Annotated in this window: 19 protein-coding genes; 14 read left to right on the top strand and 5 right to left on the bottom strand. The window is 44.1% G+C overall.

Going from position 1 to position 23,750, the window contains the following annotated elements; translation table 11 throughout:
• Window positions 1–84 precede the first annotated feature (84 nt).
• Window positions 85–1,509 (top strand): S41 family peptidase, encoded by a 1,425-nt coding sequence (locus ACJ9PY_RS25410; RefSeq protein ID WP_063574695.1) that lies wholly within the window; start codon window positions 85–87, stop codon window positions 1,507–1,509.
• Window positions 1,510–1,701: 192 nt separating this feature from the next.
• A complete protein-coding gene (locus tag ACJ9PY_RS25405) occupies window positions 1,702–2,895 on the top strand; it encodes a PDZ domain-containing protein (protein WP_411739245.1) in 1,194 nt (397 codons plus the stop codon).
• Between the two features lie 66 nt (window positions 2,896–2,961).
• Here the strand turns inward: ACJ9PY_RS25405 and ACJ9PY_RS25400 are convergent, their stop codons facing one another.
• On the bottom strand, window positions 2,962–3,951 hold the full coding sequence (locus ACJ9PY_RS25400; protein ID WP_411739244.1) for an ABC transporter substrate-binding protein: 990 nt from the start codon (window positions 3,949–3,951) through the stop codon (window positions 2,962–2,964).
• A 190-nt stretch (window positions 3,952–4,141) separates the two neighbouring features.
• On the opposite strand from ACJ9PY_RS25400, the gene ACJ9PY_RS25395 reads away from it, so the two are divergent.
• On the top strand, window positions 4,142–5,146 hold the full coding sequence (locus tag ACJ9PY_RS25395; RefSeq protein WP_057278124.1) for a FecCD family ABC transporter permease: 1,005 nt from the start codon (window positions 4,142–4,144) through the stop codon (window positions 5,144–5,146).
• Window positions 5,143–6,198 carry a FecCD family ABC transporter permease gene (locus ACJ9PY_RS25390; RefSeq protein WP_057278123.1) on the top strand — a complete coding sequence of 352 codons (1,056 nt, stop codon included), beginning with the start codon at window positions 5,143–5,145 and terminating at the stop codon, window positions 6,196–6,198. Before ACJ9PY_RS25395 ends, ACJ9PY_RS25390 begins: the two co-directional genes overlap by 4 nt.
• Before the next feature lie 56 nt (window positions 6,199–6,254).
• Here ACJ9PY_RS25390 and ACJ9PY_RS25385 read toward each other — a convergent pair whose 3' ends face one another.
• Both ACJ9PY_RS25385 and ACJ9PY_RS25380 read right to left on the bottom strand, forming a co-directional pair.
• Window positions 6,255–6,788, bottom strand: a complete 534-nt coding sequence (locus ACJ9PY_RS25385) for a YceI family protein (protein WP_411739243.1) — start codon at window positions 6,786–6,788, stop codon at window positions 6,255–6,257.
• 417 nt (window positions 6,789–7,205) lie between these two features.
• The gene (locus ACJ9PY_RS25380) at window positions 7,206–9,428 is read right to left on the bottom strand and encodes an MMPL family transporter (protein ID WP_411739242.1); all 2,223 of its coding nucleotides are present in this window, start codon (window positions 9,426–9,428) and stop codon (window positions 7,206–7,208) included.
• 255 nt (window positions 9,429–9,683) lie between these two features.
• Between ACJ9PY_RS25380 and ACJ9PY_RS25375 the strand changes: the two genes are divergently transcribed.
• The 10 genes from ACJ9PY_RS25375 to ACJ9PY_RS25330 all read left to right on the top strand — a co-directional run bounded on the left by ACJ9PY_RS25375 (window position 9,684) and on the right by ACJ9PY_RS25330 (window position 22,855).
• Window positions 9,684–11,267, top strand: coding sequence for a catalase (locus ACJ9PY_RS25375; protein ID WP_411740333.1), 1,584 nt, complete (start codon window positions 9,684–9,686; stop codon window positions 11,265–11,267).
• Between the two features lie 191 nt (window positions 11,268–11,458).
• Complete coding sequence (locus ACJ9PY_RS25370) at window positions 11,459–11,689, top strand: CsbA family protein (protein ID WP_034309928.1); 231 nt, start codon at window positions 11,459–11,461, stop codon at window positions 11,687–11,689.
• 219 nt (window positions 11,690–11,908) lie between these two features.
• Window positions 11,909–13,894 carry an excinuclease ABC subunit UvrB gene (gene uvrB / locus ACJ9PY_RS25365; RefSeq protein ID WP_098185592.1) on the top strand — a complete coding sequence of 662 codons (1,986 nt, stop codon included), beginning with the start codon at window positions 11,909–11,911 and terminating at the stop codon, window positions 13,892–13,894.
• 6 nt (window positions 13,895–13,900) lie between these two features.
• Entirely contained in the window at window positions 13,901–16,780 is a 2,880-nt protein-coding gene (gene uvrA / locus ACJ9PY_RS25360; protein WP_034309930.1) for an excinuclease ABC subunit UvrA, read from the top strand.
• Between the two features lie 530 nt (window positions 16,781–17,310).
• The gene (locus ACJ9PY_RS25355) at window positions 17,311–18,411 is read left to right on the top strand and encodes a DUF4097 family beta strand repeat-containing protein (RefSeq protein WP_034311618.1); all 1,101 of its coding nucleotides are present in this window, start codon (window positions 17,311–17,313) and stop codon (window positions 18,409–18,411) included.
• 521 nt (window positions 18,412–18,932) lie between these two features.
• Window positions 18,933–19,868: an HPr(Ser) kinase/phosphatase gene (gene hprK / locus ACJ9PY_RS25350; protein WP_034309933.1), complete on the top strand. Its 936-nt coding sequence runs from the start codon at window positions 18,933–18,935 to the stop codon at window positions 19,866–19,868.
• Between the two features lie 26 nt (window positions 19,869–19,894).
• On the top strand, window positions 19,895–20,707 hold the full coding sequence (lgt, locus tag ACJ9PY_RS25345; protein WP_057278121.1) for a prolipoprotein diacylglyceryl transferase: 813 nt from the start codon (window positions 19,895–19,897) through the stop codon (window positions 20,705–20,707).
• Between the two features lie 27 nt (window positions 20,708–20,734).
• Window positions 20,735–21,679 (top strand): nucleoside recognition domain-containing protein, encoded by a 945-nt coding sequence (locus ACJ9PY_RS25340; RefSeq protein ID WP_095679205.1) that lies wholly within the window; start codon window positions 20,735–20,737, stop codon window positions 21,677–21,679.
• On the top strand, window positions 21,669–22,340 hold the full coding sequence (gene ppaX / locus ACJ9PY_RS25335; RefSeq protein WP_057278119.1) for a pyrophosphatase PpaX: 672 nt from the start codon (window positions 21,669–21,671) through the stop codon (window positions 22,338–22,340). The genes ACJ9PY_RS25340 and ppaX overlap by 11 nt, the downstream gene beginning before the upstream one ends.
• Window positions 22,337–22,855: an acyltransferase gene (locus ACJ9PY_RS25330; RefSeq protein ID WP_034309938.1), complete on the top strand. Its 519-nt coding sequence runs from the start codon at window positions 22,337–22,339 to the stop codon at window positions 22,853–22,855. The genes ppaX and ACJ9PY_RS25330 overlap by 4 nt, the downstream gene beginning before the upstream one ends.
• Window positions 22,856–22,895: 40 nt before the next feature.
• On the opposite strand, the gene ACJ9PY_RS25325 is transcribed toward ACJ9PY_RS25330, so the two are convergent.
• On the bottom strand, window positions 22,896–23,039 hold the full coding sequence (locus ACJ9PY_RS25325) for a hypothetical protein (protein WP_268936019.1): 144 nt from the start codon (window positions 23,037–23,039) through the stop codon (window positions 22,896–22,898).
• Window positions 23,040–23,117: 78 nt separating this feature from the next.
• Entirely contained in the window at window positions 23,118–23,750 is a 633-nt protein-coding gene (locus tag ACJ9PY_RS25320) for a class D sortase (protein ID WP_411739241.1), read from the bottom strand.

The raw sequence follows: 23,750 nt of genomic DNA, 5'->3' as shown, positions 1-23,750 counted from the left end.
GTAGTGTCACCATTTTCTATAAGCATATTCTTTTCATTCCCCTCATATAGTGAAATACATATCAGGTCAGAAATGGGGATAAATATGGTCAAAAAATGGGTACTTCCTCTAGCAATCATCATGTCACTAGCCATTGGAGCAGTGGGGGGCATATATTGGACAAGCCTTCCGGCCAAGAATGAAGCAAAGGATGAAAGCCAAGAAATATCGAAGGATAAGGAATGGGCAAAAGTGGAACAAGCTTACGGCTTAATCGTAAGTCAGTATGTAGAGCAGGTGGATGGCTCCAACCTGGTTGAGGGTGCCATCCAAGGCATGCTGTCAGCGCTGAAAGATCCTTATTCCGTATATATGGACAAGGAGACCGCTAAGCAATTCAATGAAACCCTGGACTCCTCTTTTGAAGGGATCGGGACTGAAATCGGAATGGAAGATGGTAAGGTCATCATTGTTTCTCCTTACAAAGACTCGCCTGCAGAAAAAGCTGGATTAAAGCCGAAAGATCAAATCCTCAAGGTGAATGGTGAAAGTGTTGAAGGGCTGGATCTGTATGAAACACGCCTGAAAATCCGTGGTGAAAAAGGGTCACCCGTCAAAATTGAAATAAAGCGGGCAGGGATTGATAATCCACTTGAATTCAATATGGTGCGCGCCGAAATTCCATTGGATACCGTATTTTCATCAATTAAGGAAGTCGGCGGAGAACAAATCGGTTATATCGAGTTGACCACATTCTCGGAAAATACTGCAAGTGATTTCAAAAAGCAGATTAAGAAGCTGGAAAAGACGGGAATCAAGGGCTTGGTCATAGATGTACGCGGCAATCCAGGCGGCCTTCTTTCCAGTGTGGAAACGATTCTTGGCGAGTTCATCACAAAAGACAAGCCCTATTTGCAAATTGCCGAAAGAACGGGGGAAACACAATCGTTTTTCACAAGCCTTAAGAAAGCGAAAAGTTATCCCATTGCCGTCTTGACGGATAAAGGGAGCGCATCTGCCTCGGAAATCCTGGCTGGCGCCATGCAAGAGGCGGGAGGCTATCCATTGGTTGGCGAGAAGACTTTCGGTAAAGGCACAGTACAGCAAGCTGTACCAATGGGTGATGGCAGTAAGATTAAACTTACGTTATATAAGTGGCTGACTCCTTCAGGGAACTGGATCCATAAAAAAGGGATCGAACCGACGATCAAAGTCAAACAACCGGAGTATTTTAATGCCCATCAGCTGGCGATTGAGAAGGTGTTGGAGCGGGATATGAATGATGAACAAATCCTGTATGCCCAAAGCATTCTGAAAGGACTCGGATTTGAACCGGGTCGTGAGGATGGATATTATGATTGGAGTACAGAAATCGCAGTAAAGGCATTCCAAAAACAATTCGGCCTGGAAGTGACCGGTAAGCTGGATGCTAAAACCGCAGCGCATCTGGAATCCGCCATTCTGGAAAAGATCCAGGATGAAGATAATGATATCCAGTTACGCACGGCTTTGAATTATTTAGTGAAGTAACTTGATGGCATCGTTCCCCTTGGAGCGGTGCCTCTTTTGCATTTAATCGTTCCTTGCCTGCCAACTTGAGATAAACCTAATTTTTCTGCATCTTAATAGGCATGGAGGCTACATTTTTGATAGAATAGGAGGTAACTGACCAGAACGAAGTTTGACAAAATTTTGATTACTTTTGAGGATGGTGGATAGAAATTGACAACGGATTGGCTGATTGCATGCTTAATGGGATTAGGAAAACTTTTCCTTCACCCTTTGCTTTATGTTTCGATTGCCTATTGCTTATTCATCGGCTATCTTCGCGTTAAACGGGAACGCCATGATTTTAATACGAAGATCTACAGTTTTTCCATGGAGCTGCGTTCCATGCTGCCTCTAGGATTGATAGGGGGATTGATCCTTTCCTTCCTCACGCTGGCCACCGGACTCGCCATTCCTTTGGCGGCAATGTCCATCATGGCAGTGGTTACGGTTTTGGCGATGCTATCCATGAAAAAGAGGTTAGTTTCCCCCGTTTATACAATGGGGCTCACTTTCTTTATCCTGTTCTTTCTATATGATAGAGATATCGAGCTGACGTTTTTTCAGGATTCCCTTAATCAGCTAGATCGGTCCGTATATCCGACACTTGTTATTTTAATGGGGTTATTACTGATTGCTGAAGGGTTTTTGATTGTTGCTAATGGAAGTAAAAAGGTCTCTCCTCACTTGGAGGTATCCAAAAGGGGGCAGCCGATAGGTGTGTATGTTTCACAGCGGGTCTGGCTAATTCCCATGTTCGTTATGATTCCTGGAGGACAACTTCCAGCGCCTTTCGAATGGTATCCGGTTTTTACAATCGGGGACATGTCCCTGTCGCCGATCGTACTGCCCATTTTAATCGGCTTTGAGCAAAAAGTTCATGGGACGCTCCCGGAACTGGCAATTAAGGCGCAAGGCAAAAAGGTAGGGGCATTGGGAATTGTGATTACGGTATTGGCTGCAGCTGGTTACTGGTACCCTCCATTGGCAATCATAACGATTGTTTTGGCAATCCTTTGCCGTGAATTCCTGCATCATTCCCAAAAGGCAATGGATCAAAAGCTTCCTTTTTATTTTTCGAAAAGTAAGCTGGGTGTCCAGATCTTAGGCGTTATCCCTCAATCTCCGGCAGATAAAATGGGGTTGCAAAAAGGCGAGGTCATTTCGAAAATAAATGGGGTCGTCGTCAGGGAAGAAGAAGAGCTATACAGGGCGCTACAAATAAACCGGGCACATTGCAAGCTCGAGGTCATCGATAATAATGAACAGATTCGTTTTGTGCAAAGAGCTCTATTTGACGGGGAGCATTACGAACTGGGCCTCTTGTTCGTTGACGATCAATTGAAGGAAAGCGGACAAGTGGGTTAATGATATAAAATAAAAGGCCTTTCTCGAATTATATCGAGAAAGGCCTTTTTCAATGGAAACGTGTTATTACTTTTCAAGCATGATTTTTTCTATATCTTCCAGCATTTTATTAGCTGCAATTACTCCGCCAGCTGTATTCCATGTTGCGTCGCTGACCTCATGGGCATTTCCGTTTTTGACTGCATCAAGGTTTTTCCAAAGTGGATCATTCGTCCATTCTTTTGCTGTGCTTAGGGCTTGTTTGTCGCCTTCAGGAGCGTAGGTGAAGTAGAAGAGAATATCTCCATCCATTTTAGGGATGACTTCTTTTCCAACCTCAATGGCAAGGTTGCCTAATTTATTATCTGCAGTGAAAAGTTCCTTCTGTTGTTCTGCACGTTTAAATCCTAATTGATCGAAAATCACTCCAGAGAATGAATCTGTGTAATAAATACGAGTAGTTCCAGCCATGAAACGAACAATGGAAACTTCTTGATTTACTTTATCACCCAATTTAGCTTTAAGATCTTCAGTATTTTTATCGAATTCCGCAATTACATCGTTACCTTTTTCTTCAAGGTTCAAGGCTTTTGCATAAAGTTTGAAGTTCTCTTTCCAATCTCCTCTTAGCGTTTCCGAGAAAACGGTAGGGGCGATTGCATTTAATTTATCATAAACAGCTTCTTGGCGTATCTTGCTTCCGATAATCAAGTCAGGCTTCAGTGATGCGATTTTCTCTAAGTTAACTTCATGTTCAACACCAACAACTTCGACCCCATCCATATCATCTTTAATATGGTCGTACCAAGGGTCACCAAGCCATGATTGAACGGCACCAACAGGTTTAATTCCTAAAGCGATCAATGCTTCAGTACCTTCATTTGTTAAAACGACGACTCTTTTAGGCGTTTTTTTCAACTCGGCAGTGCCCATGGCATGCTTAATTGTGTAGCTTTTCTCCTCTTTCTTGTCTTCAGCTTTATTTCCATCGGCCTTTTCATCCGAATTCCCGCAAGCTGCTAGAAGGAAGACTGCAAATATTGTAAAAAGCGTTAATAAAGACTTAAATCTAAACATCTATGTATCCCTCCCAATTTGTCAGCAAATGATAATCATTCGCACTTAACAGCATCATCATAAAATGAATATACTTTTCTGTCAATATATAATTGAAAATGATTCTCAAATTCGTTGACATAATCCTGTTAACGCCAGTACAATTGAATTAAATACTGATATACAAACGTGATTGGAAAGGTAACTGGATATGTTATTAAAAAATTCATGGCAGAAATGGATGGGGCTGTTCATTACCATTCTTTTGCTGCTGTTTTTACTGTGCTCAAGCATTGTATACGGTTATACGGATACAACATGGAAAATGGCCATCGATGCTTTTACCGATTTCAATGGGACGAATGAGCACATTGTCATTCAATCAGTCAGACTTCCGCGTGCCCTGATCGCTTCGGCCATCGGTGCAAGTTTAGCCATCTCCGGGGTTTTGATGCAAACGCTAACTAAAAACCCCCTCGCCTCCCCGGATATATTCGGAGTCAACGCCGGGGCGGGATTGGCGGTGGTCACTGGTGTCACCGTTTTTGGGATAAGCAATCTTCAAGTATTCACATGGCTGTCATTCCTAGGGGCCGCCATAGCCGCGATAAGCATATTTATGATTGGAAGCATGGGACGCGGCGGCTTGACACCGATGAAGCTGACATTGGCAGGTGCAGCCATGACGGCGATGGTAGCCTCACTTACACAAGGTCTTCTTGTTTCTAATGAGGCTCTTTTAGAGCAAGTCCTATTCTGGCTTGCCGGATCCGTTTCCGGTAGAAGCCTGGACAATTTAGTTGCCGTCCTGCCTTATCTTGCCGCAGGCTGGGTCCTTGCCTTGATCATGTCCGGTAAAATGAATGTGTTATCCATGGGTGAAGATGTTGCAAAGGGTCTTGGACTGAATATAGTATTCCTTAAACTGGTCCTGGGGCTGGCAATCATCCTGCTCTCTGGAGGATCAGTAGCGGTTGCGGGTCCGATTGGCTTTATAGGAATCGTCGTTCCGCATCTTACCCGTTCTATAGTTGGCATCGATCATCGCTGGTTGATTCCCTTCTCTGGACTTTTCGGGGCGGTGCTTTTGATTGCAGCCGATGTCATATCCAGGTATATCCTGATGCCTCGCGAAGTTCCGGTTGGAGTCATGACAGCCATAATCGGGACCCCATTCTTTATTTATATAGCTAGAAAGGGGTTCAGCGGTCGATGAAGTCATATAAGAGCTTTCGTTTGTTTAATGAAAAAATATCATTCTTGATGGATAAAAAAGCCATGATCGTGATTTTCATATTATTTTTAGTCACTTCACTAGTGTTTGTGATCAGTACTGGAGTGGGTGAAATGAATATAAATCCGCTAAGCGTTCTCCAGGTTTTTATCGGAGGGGGGACGGAGAGCGACCGGCTTATTATCCAATCTTTCCGCCTGCCTAGAATAATTGTTGCCCTGTTGGTAGGGATGGGCCTTGCTGTAGCTGGGGGTATCCTTCAAGGGATGATTAGAAACCCACTTGCTTCGCCTGATATCTTGGGGATTACGGGAGGAGCGACTGTAGCGGTCGTTGGATTCTTGGCCATTTTTAGCGATAAGAACCATTCATTAACGGTGAGCATCAATTGGCTGCCGGTAGCTGCATTCATTGGAGCGACAGTCGTGGCCTTACTCGTTTATTCATTAGCCTGGAAAAATGGGGTTCCCCCGATCAGGCTTGTGTTGATCGGGATTGGGGTGATGGCTTTAATGAAGGCGCTCACCACGATGATGATGATTCTTGGTCCAGTCTATCAAGCGAGCCAGGCAAACCTTTGGATCACCGGGTCAGTGTCCACCTCCACTTGGAATAATATCGCTGTACTGGCACCATGGACGATTCTATTCCTGTTAATTGCCTTCCTGTATGCCAGGAATATTAATTTACAGGAGCTAGGCGATGACCTGGCAACGGGGCTTGGGGGGCATGTCCAAAAACAGCGGTTTACATTATTGATGATCAGTACGGCCTTGATTGGCGGTTCCACAGCTTTTGCTGGGGGAATAGGGTTTGTGGGATTAATGGCACCGCACATGGCCAGAAGGCTGGTTGGTTCTAGTTTTGGAGTGTTACTGCCGACTTCGGCTTTGCTTGGCGGCATCCTGGTTATGGTGGCGGATTTGATTGGACGGACTTTATTCTCACCTTTGGAAATACCGGCTGGTGTCTTCACAGCGAGCATCGGGGCACCATACTTCATTTATTTACTATATAAAACGAGGAATTCGTAATTCCGGTAAATGCAAAAAGAAGCAGTCATCCTAGGGATGGCTGCTTCTTTATTTCTTTAAGCTTCTTTAGCTGCTTCGATTTCGATGGTAAGCGTGATTTGATCGCCGATCAGTACGCCGCCTGTTTCTAATGCCGCGTTATAGGTTAGACCATAACCACTGCGTTTGACTTTCCCTTTTCCGCTGAAGCCTGCTTTTTCATTTCCCCATGGATCTTTCCCTTGGCCTTCGAAGGTGATGCTGAAAGTTTCTTCTTGTGTAACTCCATTAAGAGTCACATTTCCAGTTACATCGTATTCATCTTCATCCGTTTTCACGATTTTCGTTGATTTGAATGTTAATGTAGGGTTTTTTTCTACATCAAAGAAGTCAGCGGAACGTAAGTGATTGTCCCTGTCTGCATTGCGTGTGTCGATACTGGCCACATCAACGGTAAAATCAATCTCTGCAGTCGTTAGATCCGATGGGTTTGCTAGAATGCTTGCCTCGAACTTATTAAAACTTCCTTTTACTTTGGCGATCATCATATGTTTTACGGAAAATTCAATAGCGCTGTGAGTCGGGTCGACTATCCATTTTGTATTTGTCATATTTATTCCTCCTGATTATTAATCTTGAATTTATATATCTTTAATTTGAGATATCTTAACTTAATGTAATTATAAGAGCTGAAAGCAATAGTGTCAACTGAAAGTTTTCCTTAATTTTGAAAACATGAAAAACCCTGTGCATTTATGGGGCACAGGGTTTTCAGACTGTAGACAAACTCGAATGATGATTTCCACTCCAGGCACTCGCTTTCCGCGGGCGGTCCGGAAGCCTCCTCGGCGCCTTGCGCCTGCGGGGTCTCCCCTCGACGCGCTTTTCCCGCAGGAGTCTCGCATCTTCCGTTACAATCGACTTTGTTTTGAAATTTCAGGTAAGAACCCTTTTGTCTACAAACTCAAACCCTGTGCATTTATGGGGCACAGGGTTTTTAATGAAGAAGGGTAAAGCGGACATCTTTATTAATTGGCCTGTTCTTTCTCTTCTTGATTGGTCACTTTACCCGGCCAAAAAGCACGGCGGCCAAGGAGGGAGGTGATTGCAGGAACAAGGAACGGGCGCACAATGAATGTGTCCATTAACACACCAAGGGCGGTAATGAGCCCGAATTGGACCAATACTTGAATCGGAAGTGTGGCTAGAACGGAAAAAGTGGCTGCCAGGATTATTCCGGCGGAGGTGATGACACCGCTAGTTTCAGCAACGCCCTTTCTGATGGCCTGCTTGATTGGCATCGTTTCTTTCTTACGCCAAATGCTTGAAACCATGAAAATATTATAATCTTCTCCAAGTGCGACCAGGAATACGAAAGAATAAAGTGGAATTGTCCCCTCTATCGCATCGACACCCAAGAAATAGTGCAGGATAATCCAACCTAACCCCATAGCTGCAAAGAATGAGAGAATGACTGTCCCCATTAAATACACCATGGCTGTCACAGATCGCAAGTAGGCTAGCAGGAGCAGGGAAATCAGGACGATGATGATCGGGATGATCAAGAATTCATCGGATTTGACGGTATCCCTTTTATCGAATTGAGTCGCAGTCTGCCCGCCAACCCAAACCTTTTCATCTACGGAAGATATATTGGCGGCTTTCAATTCTTTCTCCGCCATTGTGCGGATTTCCGGAATGGAATCTATGGCCTCGATATCATATGGGTTGATGTTGAATGTCACCTCATAGGATTGCAGATCTTTATTCGATTTACTTGAGACTGGATCGGCAACAGTTTCCACAATATCCATCCCTTTTAATACCGGTGCTAAATCAATATCTTCACCATCCGTATCGACAACCACTGTCGCCGGTGCCAGTTCGCCTGGTGAATACGAGTCGGAAATGACAGAATAGCCTTCACGGGAGTTCATATCTTCAGGGAAGGAAGAGAGAATATCATATGAATATTTTATTTGTGAAGAATATCCAGCTAAAACACTGAAGATGATCAGGCATGTAAGAATGACGGTCCATGGCTTGGTAGTGACGATATGGCCAATCCAGTTACCAATGCGGCCTTCTTTAAGCTTTTTGACGGCTTTTCCCTTTTTCTTGGCCCGTGCTTCTGCCATTTCAGGTGTACGCGGGACGATTGGGAAGAAGGAAGCCCTTCCGAATACAGAAAGCAATGCAGGTACAAGTGTTAAAGCTGCCAGCATCATGATTAAAATCGACAAGCTGAATGGTACAGCGAAACGGTGGTAGGCTCCGTATTTGGCTACAAGCAATGTTAGCAGGGAGATGACGATCGTTAGGCCGCTCATCGCAATGGCGCCTGATGAATCTTTAAATGCAGCGATCATGGCTTCCCGTTTGCTTTCATGATTCCTTAATTCACTTCTGTAGTGAGAAATTAAAAATAGGCAATAGTCCGTTCCGGCACCGAATAATAATACGGTCATGATTGAAATGGCCTGTGAATCGACTGTAATCCAACCATGATCTGCCATGAAGCCAAGGATCGGGCTTGTGACAATATAGGCGAAGCCTACTCCGATTAAAGGAATTATGGCTAAAAGAGGAGAGCGGTAAATGAGTAATAATACGACAAGTACAAGTATTACTGTCGCTAAAAGCAATTTGAAATCAGCACCTGAAAATAAACCCGTTGCATCGACTGATATCCCTACAGGGCCTGTCACTCGAAGGGATAATTCATCTGAATCGGTCGGGACCTTGAATGGGTCCGTTCCAATGCGCTCCGTTACTGCTTCATTAATGCTTTCAAGATTTTTTCCGAGAATTTCAGTCTCGGTCTTTTCTTTAAAGAAAAGCGGCTGCACGAAAGTCGTTCCATCTTCTGAAACCGATCCTTTAAGAGCAGGCAACGGAATTTCATGAAGCGGCGGTAAGAAAGATTGCTGTGTTAATGGATTATCTGTCAGTTCCTTGGAAAGAAACTGGATTTCAGCCAAGTCGGCCTCTGTCAGTCCACCTTCGCGATGCCATGTAAGCAGGGCAGGTATTCCAGAGGAATTTGGAAACTCTTCTTTAATAAGTTCATCAGCCACGACAGAAGGCGAGTCTTCAGGCAAGTCTGAGGCATTATTTGCTGTTCGATCATTAACGGCAGGCAATGTGAAGGTTAATGAGATTGCTGCAATTATCCATGCGGCAATGACAACCCAACGACTGGTTTTTCCTGTCATCACCCTGCCAAGTCTTCCTATTATTGATTCGTCCAATGAAGGCACCCCGCTTTTTGAATTTTTTATCCTCATTTCATTATAGTGGTGTGATGTTGACTTATACAAAAATGGGTATGCTCACTCCAACTACTAAACTCTTCAAGTCGTTAATGGCATGAAAATAGGCTCATCGATATATAGGGGAAAAGTACTTATTTACCTAATTTCAATTAAATTTTGAAGATTGAAGAGTTAAATATAGGAAATGAGGGAAAGTATAGTAGTATTGTGGCCTTTATTAACAAAGGAGGGATTTTTTTGTCTGATAAATCCAAAAAAACAAATGATGAAACGAATGAAACATTAACGAACAGGCAAGGGCACCCGGTAACGAATAACCAGAGTCTAAGAACTGTAGGGAACAGAGGTCCTAGTACACTTGAGAACTATGATTTCCTGGAAAAGATCAGCCACTTCGATAGGGAGCGCATCCCTGAACGGGTTGTGCATGCCCGCGGTGCAGGTGCGCATGGTTATTTCGTTCCGACAGGTAAAGCGGGGGACGAGCCAATTTCAAAATATACGAGAGCGAAGGTTTTTCAGGAAGAAGGTAAAAAAACCCCGGTATTCGTGAGATTTTCATCTGTTATTCATGGAGGGACGTCCCCGGAAACGTTACGTGACCCAAGGGGATTTGCCGTTAAATTTTATACGGAAGATGGAAACTGGGATCTTGTAGGCAATAACCTGAAAATTTTCTTTATCCGTGATGCCATGAAATTCCCGGATTTGATTCATGCATTCAAACCGGATCCGGTCACGAATATTCAGGACGGCAGGAGGATTTTCGATTTTTGCTCGAGTTCGCCTGAAACATTCCATATGGTTACCTTTGTGTTTTCCCCTTGGGGCATCCCAGCTAACTACCGGATGATGCAAGGATCAGGGGTCAATACTTATAAATGGGTGAATGAGGAAGGGAAAGCGGTGCTCGTCAAGTATCATTGGGAACCGAAACAAGGGATCAAGAACCTGACGCAGCAAGAGGCCAATGAAATTCAAGCTACGAATTTCAATCATGCCACACAGGATCTATATGAAGCGATCGAACGCGGGGACTATCCGGAATGGGATCTCAACGTACAGATCATGAGTGATGATGATCATCCTGAATTGGATTTCGATCCGCTGGATGATACGAAAATCTGGCCGAAAGATGAGTTCCCATGGCTGCATGTCGGTACGATGGTATTGAATAAAAACCCTGAAGACTATTTCACTGAAGTCGAACAGGCTGCATTCGGTACCGGTGTCCTAGTGGATGGACTGGATTTTTCTGATGACAAGATGTTACAGGGACGTACATTCTCTTATTCCGATACACAGCGTCACCGTGTTGGCGCGAATTATTTGCAACTGCCGATCAATGCTCCAAAGAAACGAACTGCCACGAATCAGACTGGCGGACAGATGCAATATGAAGTTGGCAGAGGCAGCCAAAGCCCCCACATCAACTACGAACCATCCACTGTCGGCGGCTTGAAGGAAGCCAATCAAACGGGCAAAGAGTATACACCTATGGTGGAAGGGAAACTTGTCCGTGAGACAATCGATCGCCAAAACAATACGAAACAGGCCGGGGAAACGTACCGGGAATTCGAGGATTGGGAAAAAGACGATTTAATCTCCAATTTAGTGGCGGCATTGGCTCCTGCCGACAAGCGCATTCAGGAAAAAATGATAGCACTTGCCGAAGAGGCCGATGAAGAGTATGGCCGCAGATTGAAAGAGGGACTGGCCGCGGCCTCAGAACATACGGAATCTTCAAAACCACTGGGTGGGACGGATAACCCTGAGGCCGCCGTTAGAAAAGGACATGGAGCGGATCCATATTGATTGAACTGAAAAGAAGCAAACTTCCTTATAAAGGGGTTTGCCTCTTTTTTTTATGGGCATAATTAATGGATGTGTGGATGCTCTTCCAAGGATGCCTTTTTAAAAATCAAGCAGGAAATTGATTGGCAAAAAACTTCATAATCATTTAAACTGAAATTACTCTATTTTTCTCTTATAAAGGAGATGAAAAAATGATTAAAATTCTTTCTGCCCTTTTCCTTCCTTGTCTACTTGTCATGCTATTTTCAAGAGTCACCTATAACAATGTCGTAGGCCTTGTTTTAACTGTTGCCTTGATTACAGCTTCCGCATATAAAGGTTATACGCATACAAACTTATTGATCATCGTCGATGCCTTATCCCTGACAGTGGGATTTTGGTTATCAAAAAGAATGATGAAACGTACATCCAAGAGCGCCTGACATCAAAGGTGCTTTTTTTGTACTCAAACTTGTCATTCCCCTCAACACATCATGAAGTTCATTAAAACAAGAATCGAATGGATGTTCGCTTATTGCTGGTTTGTTTTAAGGCTATTGTGGTAGAATGTGTATATATGCTTTATTAAACCGGAATAAATAGAAGGGATATAGGCATGTCCCGTTTTCATATAAAAATATTTCAATAGGAGGCCATGCTTGGTGAAGGATAAGTTTGAGTTAGTCTCAAAATACTCTCCTCAAGGAGATCAGCCGGCAGCAATTGAAATGCTGGTCGAAGGGATTAAGGAAGGCAAGGAAATGCAGACGTTATTGGGGGCAACGGGTACAGGGAAAACGTTCACCGTTTCCAATGTGATCCAAAAGATCAATAAACCGACTCTTGTCATTGCCCACAATAAAACGTTGGCAGGGCAGCTTTACAGTGAGTTCAAAGAGTTCTTCCCTAATAATGCCGTCGAATACTTCGTTAGCTATTATGATTACTACCAGCCAGAGGCTTATGTTCCATCCACGGATACATTCATCGAAAAAGATGCAAGCATCAATGATGAAATCGATAAACTGCGTCACTCGGCCACATCATCTTTGTTCGAAAGGAAAGATGTCATCATCATTGCCAGTGTTTCGTGCATATATGGACTCGGTTCTCCTGAAGAGTACCGGGAGATGGTCGTTTCCCTCCGAACTGGCATGGAAATAGACCGGAATGCCTTGCTGCACAGACTCGTGGATATTCAATATGAGAGGAATGATATTGCTTTCCAACGGGGGACCTTCCGCGTTCGCGGCGACGTCGTCGAAATTTTCCCGGCCTCCCGTGATGAACATTGTGTACGGGTCGAGTTTTTCGGGGATGAGATCGACCGTATCCGTGAAGTCGATGCCCTGACCGGTGAAATTACCGGTGAACGGGAACATATCGCCATTTTCCCGGCTTCCCACTTCGTAACCCGCGAAGAGAAAATGCGGATAGCCATTCAAAATATCGAAACGGAACTGGAAGAGAGACTGAAGGAATTAAGGGAAGATGAAAAGCTCCTTGAAGCACAGCGCTTGGAGCAGCGGACCCGCTATGATTTGGAAATGATGCGGGAAATGGGCTTTTGTTCTGGGATCGAGAACTATTCCCGTCATTTGACGCTTCGTCCCTCAGGTGCGACACCATACACTTTAATAGATTACTTTCCAGAGGATTTCCTATTGGTCGTGGATGAATCACATGTAACCCTTTCGCAAATCCGCGGAATGTTCAATGGAGATCAGGCGCGGAAGCAAGTGCTCGTCGACCATGGCTTCCGTCTGCCGTCTGCGAAAGATAACCGCCCGCTAAGATTTGAAGAATTTGAAAAAAAGGTCCATCAATCCATATTCGTTTCGGCAACTCCGGGACCATATGAACTCGAACATACACCAGAAATGGTTCAGCAAATCATCCGTCCTACCGGATTGCTGGATCCGACGGTAGAAGTGCGGCCGATTGAAGGTCAGATAGATGACCTGATCGGTGAAATACAGGAGCGCGTCAAAAAGAACGAGCGTGTGCTCATAACGACCTTGACGAAAAAGATGTCTGAAGATTTAACTGATTACTTAAAGGAAATCGGCATCAAGGTCCAATATCTTCATTCGGAAGTGAAGACCTTGGAAAGGATAGAAATCATCCGGGAACTCCGAATGGGCAAATATGATGTACTCGTTGGAATCAACCTTTTACGGGAAGGCCTGGATATCCCGGAAGTGTCGTTAGTTACCATTTTGGATGCCGATAAGGAAGGGTTCCTTCGCTCGGAACGTTCGCTTATTCAAACGATGGGCCGTGCAGCCCGTAATGCCAACGGCCATGTCATCATGTATGCAGACCGCATCACGAATTCGATGGAAATTGCCATCAATGAAACGAGGCGGCGCCGTGAAATCCAGGAGAAGTATAATGAAGAGCATGGAATAATGCCTCAAACCATTCAAAAGGATATCCGTGACTCCATAAGGGCGACGCATGTAGCCGAAGAAGGCGAAGAGTATAAGGAAGATCTTGCACCAAGCCTTGCGAAGCTCCCTAAAAAAGAGCGTTTAAAAGTGATGGCAAGCATGGAAAAAGAAATGAAGGAAGCGGCAAAGGCACTGGACTTCGAGCGAGCTGCCGAGCTGCGTGATTTATTACTAGAGTTAAAAGCGGAAGGGTGACGAAACATGGCAATGGATAAAATTGTGATAAAAGGCGCCAGGGCCAACAATTTAAAGAATATTGATATCACGATACCGAGAGACAAACTTGTTGTGCTTACCGGATTATCCGGATCTGGAAAGTCTTCCTTGGCTTTTGATACGATTTATGCAGAAGGGCAAAGACGTTATGTGGAATCACTGTCCGCTTATGCTCGTCAATTCTTAGGCCAAGTGGATAAACCGGATGTCGATGCGATCGAAGGTTTGTCACCAGCCATTTCCATAGACCAGAAAACGACCAGTCGGAATCCTCGTTCAACTGTAGGGACTGTTACGGAGATCTATGATTATTTAAGGCTGTTATTTGCACGGGTCGGCAGGCCGACCTGTCCGATCCATAATATTGAAATCACCTCACAAACGATCGAACAAATGGTGGACCGCATTCTTGATTACCCTGAGAGAACCAAGCTTCAAGTATTGGCACCGCTCGTCTCAGGCAGAAAAGGGACACATGCGAAGGTTTTGGAGGATGTTAAGAAACAAGGTTATGTCCGCATTCGTGTGAACGGGGAAATGCATGATCTCAGTGAGGAAATCACTCTCGAAAAAAATAAGAAACATTCGATTGAAGTCATCATTGACCGGATCGTCATTAAAGAGGGGATCATGGCCAGGCTTGCAGATTCATTGGAAAGTGCTTTACAGCTTGGTGAAGGCAAAGTCATCATTGACGTAATGGGTGAGGAAGAGCTGCTTTTCAGTGAACATCATGCTTGTCCATACTGCGGATTTTCGATTGAAGAGTTAGAGCCGAGGATGTTTTCCTTCAATAGCCCGTTCGGGGCCTGTCCGGATTGTGATGGCTTGGGGGCGAGGCTTGAGGTGGACCGTGATCTCGTCATCCCGAATAACGAATTAAGCCTCCGTCAACATGCGATTGCGCCATGGGAGCCGACGAGTTCTCAATATTATCCTCAGCTCCTTGAAGCGGTAGCCAACCATTATGGAATAGATATGGATGTGCCCGTTAAAGATTTACCGGAAGAGAAGATGGATAAGGTCTTGCTTGGTTCAGGTAAAGATAAGATATATTTCCGTTATAAAAATGATTTTGGAAGAGTGCAAGAAGGATATATTCCATTTGAAGGAGTTTTAAGAAACATCGAAAGGCGCTTCAAGGAGACGAGTTCAGACTATATTCGTGAGCAAATGCAGAAATACATGTCAGAACATCACTGTCCAACCTGTAAGGGTCACCGTTTGAAGAAAGAGAGTCTTTCCGTGCTCATTCAAGGGGTCCATATAAGTGAAACGACAGCTTTATCAGTGGAAGATGCATTAGTATTTTTCGATGAGCTTGATTTGACTGAAAAGGAAGCGGCAATTGCGAGATTGATTTTACGTGAAATTCGTGAGCGGCTCGGTTTCCTGGCTAATGTAGGTTTGGAATATTTGACGTTGAGCAGGGCAGCGGGAACATTATCCGGCGGTGAAGCGCAGCGTATAAGATTGGCGACGCAGATCGGTTCCCGTTTAACGGGAGTCCTCTATATTTTGGATGAACCTTCAATAGGGCTGCATCAGAGGGATAACGACCGTTTGATCGAAACATTGAAGAATATGCGCGAAATCGGGAACACCCTGATTGTTGTCGAGCATGATGAAGATACGATGATTGCTGCGGATTATTTGATTGATGTTGGTCCAGGAGCCGGAGCGCATGGAGGGGAAATAGTGGCCGCCGGTACTCCGGAAGAGGTCATGAATGACCCTAAATCCTTAACGGGTCAATATTTGGCAGGGAAGAAATTCATTCCATTGCCATTGGAACGCCGGAAAAATGATGGCCGTGTCATTGAGATAAAAGGTGCCAAGGAAAATAATCTGAAAAACGTTAATGTGAAATTCCCACTTGGGGTCTTTACAGCCGTTACAGGAGTATCTGGATCAGGGAAAAGTACATTAGTGAATGAAATCCTCCATAAATCTTTGGCTCAAAAGCTGAATCGGGCAAAAGCCAGACCAGGTGATTTCCGCGAGATTAAGGGAGTTGAGCATTTAGATAAAGTCATTGATATTGACCAATCACCAATTGGCAGGACCCCACGATCGAATCCAGCTACCTATACGGGTGTGTTCGATGATGTTCGTGACGTATTTGCCTCGACTAATGAAGCGAAGATACGCGGTTATAAAAAAGGCAGGTTCAGTTTCAATGTGAAGGGCGGCCGCTGTGAAGCATGCCGAGGTGATGGCATTATCAAGATTGAAATGCATTTTCTCCCAGATGTATATGTCCCATGTGAAATCTGTCATGGTAAGCGTTATAACCGGGAAACACTTGAAGTGAAATATAAAGGGAAAAATATATCCGACATCCTCGATATGACAGTCGAGGAAGGCGTAAGTTTCTTTGAAAATATCCCAAAAATCAAACGGAAGCTACAAACGATTTATGACGTTGGTTTGGGTTACATCAAGCTTGGACAGCCTGCCACCACTTTATCAGGCGGTGAAGCGCAAAGGGTGAAACTCGCTTCTGAATTGCATCGCCGTTCCACTGGGCGCTCATTTTATATCTTGGATGAACCGACTACCGGACTTCATGTCCACGATATAGCAAGGCTGCTCCAGGTGCTTCAGCGGCTGGTTGACAATGGGGATACAGTTTTGGTGATCGAACATAATCTGGATGTCATCAAGACGGCGGACCATATTATTGACCTGGGACCGGAAGGCGGAGATAAGGGCGGTACGATCGTCACTTATGGAACACCTGAAAAAATATGTGAAGTTTCCGAATCGTATACGGGAAAATATTTAAAACCTGTACTTACCCGTGATCAAATTCGTATGGAAAATTGGATTGAAGAAAAAGAAACAGAGCATGAACATGCTTAAAAGAACAAGCCATCAGGCTTATTAAGGTTTTAGACAAAAAGGGTTCGGAACGGTCTAATGCCGAACCATGATTTTAAACCAAGACTAGATTTTCCTTAATGGTTTTTTACAGTAATCCTTATTGGATTGAAGAAATTTGCGACACTCCTGCCGAATAACTGGCTAGCCAATACCCCACAGCCGCTTGCAGTGAGGTGGCCTGGCAGACAGTCGGCGGGGAGCGGATTTCTGAAATCAATTGGAACGTTTTTAAATAAAAACTGCAGGCAAACTGGCTTTTCTTCGAGTTTATCTACAGTCTTGAACAAGCCATCAGGCTTGTTTTTTTGTAGAAAAATGACGGTGTGCATTTAATCAATCATTTGATTAAAGAATGGGAAAACAAGATATTTCCGGGGAAATCAAACATCTTCCTTTTCGGAAATTGTCATTTTAGTTTGTCGAATGATGGGAAAAACGGTATTTATGAAACTTTTTAGATATCTAGGCGTATGTATGAATAAAATGATAGAAGAAAGCGAGGAATGTTCATGCAGGAGGAAAGAAAGAAAATTTTAGAAATGATTCAGGATGGAAAGTTATCAGCGGAAGAAGCCATGGGCCTATTGGAAGAATTAGATAAAGCCAGTCAGGAAAGTGAAGCTAAAGAGCAGAAATTGCAAAATGAATTATCGACGGTGGTCGTGGATAAGAAAAGCGAAGGAAGCAATCAGGATACGTTTAAGAAGAATATCCAGTCATCGAAAGAAAAGATTATGGATTTCGTTGAAAGTGCTTTTAAGAAAATCAAAGAAACGGATCTTGATTTCAATTTCGGGAAATCTGTGGAGGTCAGTCATATTTTCCAGCATGATCAAGATTTCCTGAATGTAGTTGATGTAGATATAGCAAATGGGAAAATGAAAATCGCCGCATGGGACCATGATGATGTCCGGGTGGAATGCCAAGCTAAGGTATACCGTGTGGAAGATATAGAAGAAGCCAGGAAAAACTTTTTGGAAGAAGTCGATTTCACGATTGAAAATGGAAAGTTGAAGTTCAAGGTTCGTGAAAAATCCATAAAGGTTGATACGACCATGTACATTCCAAGAAAGGAATATGAGGACATTCATGTAAGGATGTTCAATGGCGCAATCACGGCTGAATCATTGAAATCAGAGAACTTTAAAGCGAAAACGGCGAATGGTGCCATTCATATCATGCAGGGTACGGGTGATTTCTGTGAGCTTGAAACTGGTAACGGGATGATCACCATTTCAGATACCAATTTTAATGACTTGGAAGCCGAGACCTTGAATGGAGCAATTAATGCCGATGGGTACTTCAAGAAATTGGATGTCCAAACGTTCAATGGTGAAGTCATCTGTACGAATTCAGGAATGGATTGCGATTCGATCCATGCTAAGTCAGTCACTGGAAAAGTCCAGCTGACCCTGCCTCCAGGCAAGGCGATCGAAGGAGAGTTGAAATCCAATTTAGGAAGCTTTAATGTAACTTTGGAAGGGATGACCATCATCGAAGAGAAAAGTGATGTGGTTCAGAAGGTCCTTAAGTTCAAGACGGTTAAAGAAGAGGTTCCTGTGCTTCATGTTTTTGCAGAAACGAAGACTGCAGCAATAACGGTTTCCTGAAAAGGGAAGTTCACTGGCGGCGCAAAATGCAGGCAAACTCGATGGAAAACGAGTTTGCCTGCATTTTTTTATGGATTGTTCAAAATTTAATAATAAGGTTGATTGGAGAGGGAGGTACGAGACTCCTGCGGGAAAAGCGCGTCTAGGGGAGACCCCGCAGGCGCAAGCCGAGGAGGCTCCACGACTGCCTCTGGATAAGCGAGTGACTGGAGCGGAAATCAACATGCAATTTTAGCGAAACCACACCTAAGGGGGTGCTTGGAGTTGGTTCGGGAATATCATTTGATGAAAGGTACGTTTTCCTATCCCTTTCGTCTCCAAAGTGAGCCGGCCAATATAAAATGGCGGGCTTTCTTTTATTTATGTTCATCCTCATCTCTTTCCTGTTCACGTGGCCAATCCGTGCGGAGTGAATAAAAAAACGATAAATCGATAATGCATTGTTTGGTTATTAACAGAAAAATGCTAAAATAGAAAAAGTATCTCAAAAAATAGCATCGCTCCAGAAGGAGGAAAGATATATGGCAAAAGTCCGTACAAAGGATATAGTAGAAGCGTTCGGTCTAGAACTTATCAGTGGGGAAGAAGGAATTAACCGACCGATCGTCACGAGTGATTTATCTCGTCCCGGACTTGAAATAGCCGGTTTTTTTGATTATTATCCAGCAGATCGAGTACAGCTTTTAGGTATGACGGAGATGTCCTTTTTTAATCGGTTGAATGAACCGGATCGAATACAGAGGATGGAAGAGTTGTGCCGGGACTTCACTCCAGGAATCATCATTACGCGTGGTCAGGAAGTGCCGATAGAATTGATCGAAGCTTCTGAGCGGGAATCCGTTCCTGTGATGAGATCCAATATGAAGACGACAAGGTTATACAGCCGTCTGACCAATTTCCTTGAAAGCAGGTTGGCGCCAACCACTGCCGTTCATGGTGTATTGGTGGATATCTATGGTTTAGGTGTGTTGATCACCGGTAAAAGCGGAGTCGGTAAAAGTGAGACAGCCCTGGAATTAGTGAAACGGGGTCATCGTCTTGTAGCCGATGACTGCGTCGAAATCAGGCAGGAAGATCAAGATACACTGGTCGGGAATGCCCCGGATTTAATCGAACATCTTCTTGAAATTAGGGGATTGGGAATCATAAATGTAATGACACTTTTTGGAGCTGGTGCAGTCCGCAGCAATAAAAAGATCTCAATCGTCATCAATCTGGAACTATGGGAAAAAAATAAGCAGTATGACCGGGTTGGCCTTGATGAAGAGAAAATGAAAATCATCGATACGGAAGTGACGAAAATTACCGTACCTGTCCGTCCAGGGCGAAATTTAGCTGTTATCATTGAAGTGGCAGCCATGAATTACCGCCTGAAACGAATGGGAGTAAATGCTGCAGAACAGTTTTCAGATCGCTTGAACCATGCCATTGCAGATCCGGAACATGATGAATTTTAAAAGGTTACAGGAAAAGAGGGGACAAAATGGAACAAGGAATACAGCCGCTGAATCCGATAGCGATTGATCTAGGGCCCATCCAGGTACATTGGTATGGGCTAATCATCGGTTTCGGTGTGTTATTGGGACTTATTATCGCATTAAGGGAGTCTGAGCGAAGAGGTCTTGATAAGGAAATATTTACTGATTTGATTTTGTTTGCTGTCCCGATCGCGATCATTAGTGCCCGTATTTATTATGTGATCTTCCAATGGGAGTACTATTCACAAAACCCGGGGGATATCATAAAAATATGGAATGGCGGAATTGCCATACATGGTGCGTTGATCGGATCGGTGCTGACTGCAATCGTTTTTGCAAAGGTCAAGAAGGTCTCATTTTGGAAGCTGGTTGATATTGCTGCACCGAGCTTATTGTTGGGGCAGGCGATTGGCCGTTGGGGTAATTTCATGAATCAGGAAGCGCATGGGGGAGAAGTAACAAGGTCATTCCTTGAAAATATGCATTTGCCTGAATTCATCATAAATCAAATGTACATAAACGGTACGTATTATCACCCTACCTTCTTGTATGAATCGATTTGGAATATCCTCGGAGTCATAATTCTCTTAAGTTTACGGAAAGTGAACTTGCGCAGGGGAGAACTTTTTTTAACCTATGTAATATGGTATTCCATCGGACGTTATTTCATCGAAGGATTGCGGACGGACAGTTTGATGCTGACGGAGTCACTGCGTATCGCACAAGTGATTTCGATAGTGTTGGTAGTTGTAGCCATTGCTTTAGTGGTCTATAGAAGGGTCCGCGGGCATGCAGACAAAAGATATTTAGATGCATAGGTAATATGTGAAAAGGGAGAGGGCATAGTGATAGTGGATTCGGTTAAAAAGGGACTTCTTTCAGGCTTGAATACAACCTGGTCTTTGGGGAAAGTGATATTTCCGGTTACTCTGATCGTCACTGTGCTTCAATATACGCCTGTATTGCCGTTCATCATCAACTTGATAGCGCCTTTGATGAATCTCATCGGTCTTCCAGGGGATGCTGCAATTCCTCTTGTATTAGGGAATTTCCTGAATTTATACGCAGCGATTGCTGGCATATTAACGCTTGATTTGACTGTGAAAGAAGTTTTTATCATCGCTATGATGCTATCTTTTTCACATAATTTATTGATTGAGTCAGGTGTGGCGATGAAAACCGGTGTCAAGCTGTGGGTCATTCTAACAGTACGGATCGGGCTTGCGCTTTTGTCCGCGGTCGTCATCAATCTTGTTTGGCAGGGCGGATCTGAAATGGCCCAAGGAACGGCTATCGGGGAGGCTGCAGAGATTAACGGAACGGGAGCAATCCTTTTGCATGGGGTCATCCAGGCCCTTTCAGGAATTGGCCAGCTGGCGGTAATCGTTATTCCGCTCATGGTGGCGGTTCAAATCATGAAGGATTTAAAGTGGCTGGAAGCCTTCTCGAAGACCCTTGCTCCTTTCATGAAGGTCCTGGGGATGAAGCCGAATGCTTCCATGCCTTTCGTTACAGGCCTGACTCTCGGTTTGGCATATGGCGCAGGCGTAATGATTCAAGCGGCTAAAGAGGATAATGTTTCGAAGAAGGATATGACGATTGCATTCATCTTTTTAGTTGCCTGCCATGCTGTTGTAGAAGACACACTGATTTTTATTCCGCTGGGGATTCCGGTCTTGCCGCTGTTACTTATTCGGCTGCTCACTGCCATTGTTTTAACGATGGTCGTTGCGTATATATGGAATCGGACTGATAGGGTACAGAGAAAGGAAGCTGTATATGAACAGTAACATAACTACATTATTATTTGATCTTGATGGTACGTTGATTAATACAAATGAATTGATCATCGCCTCTTTTACAGAAACTTTAAACCACTTTTGTCCTGGAAAGTACAAGCGGGAAGATATCATTCCATTTATCGGACCGACTTTGGTCGATACGTTTTCCTCCATTGATCCAAAACGTGTGGATGAAATGATCGCATACTATCGGGAGCATAATTGGAGGAACCATGATTTGCTTGTCACACAATTTGACGGGGTGTTCGAAACCGTTCAAACGCTGAAGCAGAGCGGTTATAAATTGGCGGTCGTTACGACAAAGAAGCGTGATGTCGTCGAAAAGGGCCTGCGTTTAAGCAAACTGGATCAGTTCTTTGAAGTGGTGGTCACACTGGATGAGGTGGAAAAGGCAAAGCCGGACCCAGAGCCTTTGGTAAAAGCTTTACATCAACTCGGTTCGGTCCCTGAAGAAGCGATCATGATTGGCGACAGTTATCATGATATCATGGGCGGGAAAAATACAGGTACAAAAACGGCAGGGGTCTCCTGGTCCATTAAAGGCCGTGAATTCCTGGAAAGCTATCACCCTGATTATATGCTTGAGCAGATGGCGGATTTATTGAATATCGTTGAGGTTGAAAAACTCACGGAGGCTAGAAAAAAATGAGGCGCACGTCCCGCTATCCAGTTGAAGGGGCCAATTCACTATGGCATGTATTTAAGACCGTTCCATTCTGGAAAGTCGTCAAGAATTTTGTGGTGATACAGATAGCGCGTTACACGCCTTTTCTGGGCATGAAGAATTGGCTATACAGGACTTTTTTACATATGAAGGTCGGGAAGCATACTTCGTTTGCCTTGATGGTCATGCCGGATGTGATGTTTCCGGAAAAAATATCGGTCGGAATAAATACTGTCATTGGCTATAATACGACGATCCTTGCTCATGAATATTTGATTCATGAATATCGTTTAGGAGAAGTGGTCATTGGCGATGAAGTATTGATTGGCGCGAATTCGACCATTCTTCCAGGACTTTCAATTGGTAATGGGGCGATTGTCTCTGCGGGGACGCTTGTCCATAAGGATGTTCCGGAGGGAGCTTTCGTTGGGGGGAATCCAATGAAAATCATATATACCAAAGAGGAAATGCTTGAGAGAGAGCAGCAAACTTCCTTATGATAAAAGAAAGGACTTGCCCCTATATGCGGCAGGTCCTTTTTTAATGGCACTTTGGGTATAACGGAGTCAGTTCATTCTTTAGATGCTCTATCACTTCGTTGATTGATATATTTTCATGGTTCACCGTAGTCTCATACGTTTCTTTTAAAATTTGAAAAAACCTTTCCTGTGCCTGTTTTTCCATATCGAGCTTGTCCTCCTATCATCTAGTAAAGATTCATGAAGAGGGAGCTGAACGACTTCAGCCCCGCATCTCATTTATCTATTCCGATTTCAATAAATCGGCAACCAATACGTACCGTTCCGGTGCACTACCAATATATGAAAAAGGGTAGCAGGTTGTTACTGTAAGTGTGGCTTTAGGCTTGGGAACGATCACGGTACGGTCAACCGCATCGACGATACGGACCTTTCTCACTTTATATGTAAACGAACCTGCTTCTGTCTTGGCAATCAGCAAGTCACCCTCGCCGACTTCACCTAGATCTCTGAAAATTGTATCTCGATGACCGGATAAAACGGAATTATCCTTTTCACCGGGAAGGACGGACCCCGCATAGTGACCGACGCCCTTTTCGAGTTCATCTTCGTCCGTTCCGTGATAAATTGGGAGTGTTGCCTCGATTTTTGGGATATAAAGCTCACCCATCAAATCACCGGTCTCCGGTCGTTCTTCATATAGTTCAAGCCCATCGGGACTATTTGCTTTCGTCTTCGGTTCGGGGAGCTTAGCCGTCGCTTCCGTCGTGTCAGATTCATTCCATTTATATAGGGCATAGCCTTTTAACAGCGTATAAGCGTTTGTCGTTGTAAAATAAAAACCTAAGGTTAAAAAGCAAACAGCAGTGATAAGCAACGATTTTTTCTTATGCCTGGATTGCCTATTTTTGCTCAT

Source organism: Peribacillus sp. S4 (assembly GCF_046715815.1).
GTDB lineage: Bacteria > Bacillota > Bacilli > Bacillales > DSM-1321 > Peribacillus > Peribacillus frigoritolerans.
The sequence above is the reverse complement of the archived record's forward strand: the minus strand, read 5'-3'. Positions and strand labels throughout refer to the sequence as shown.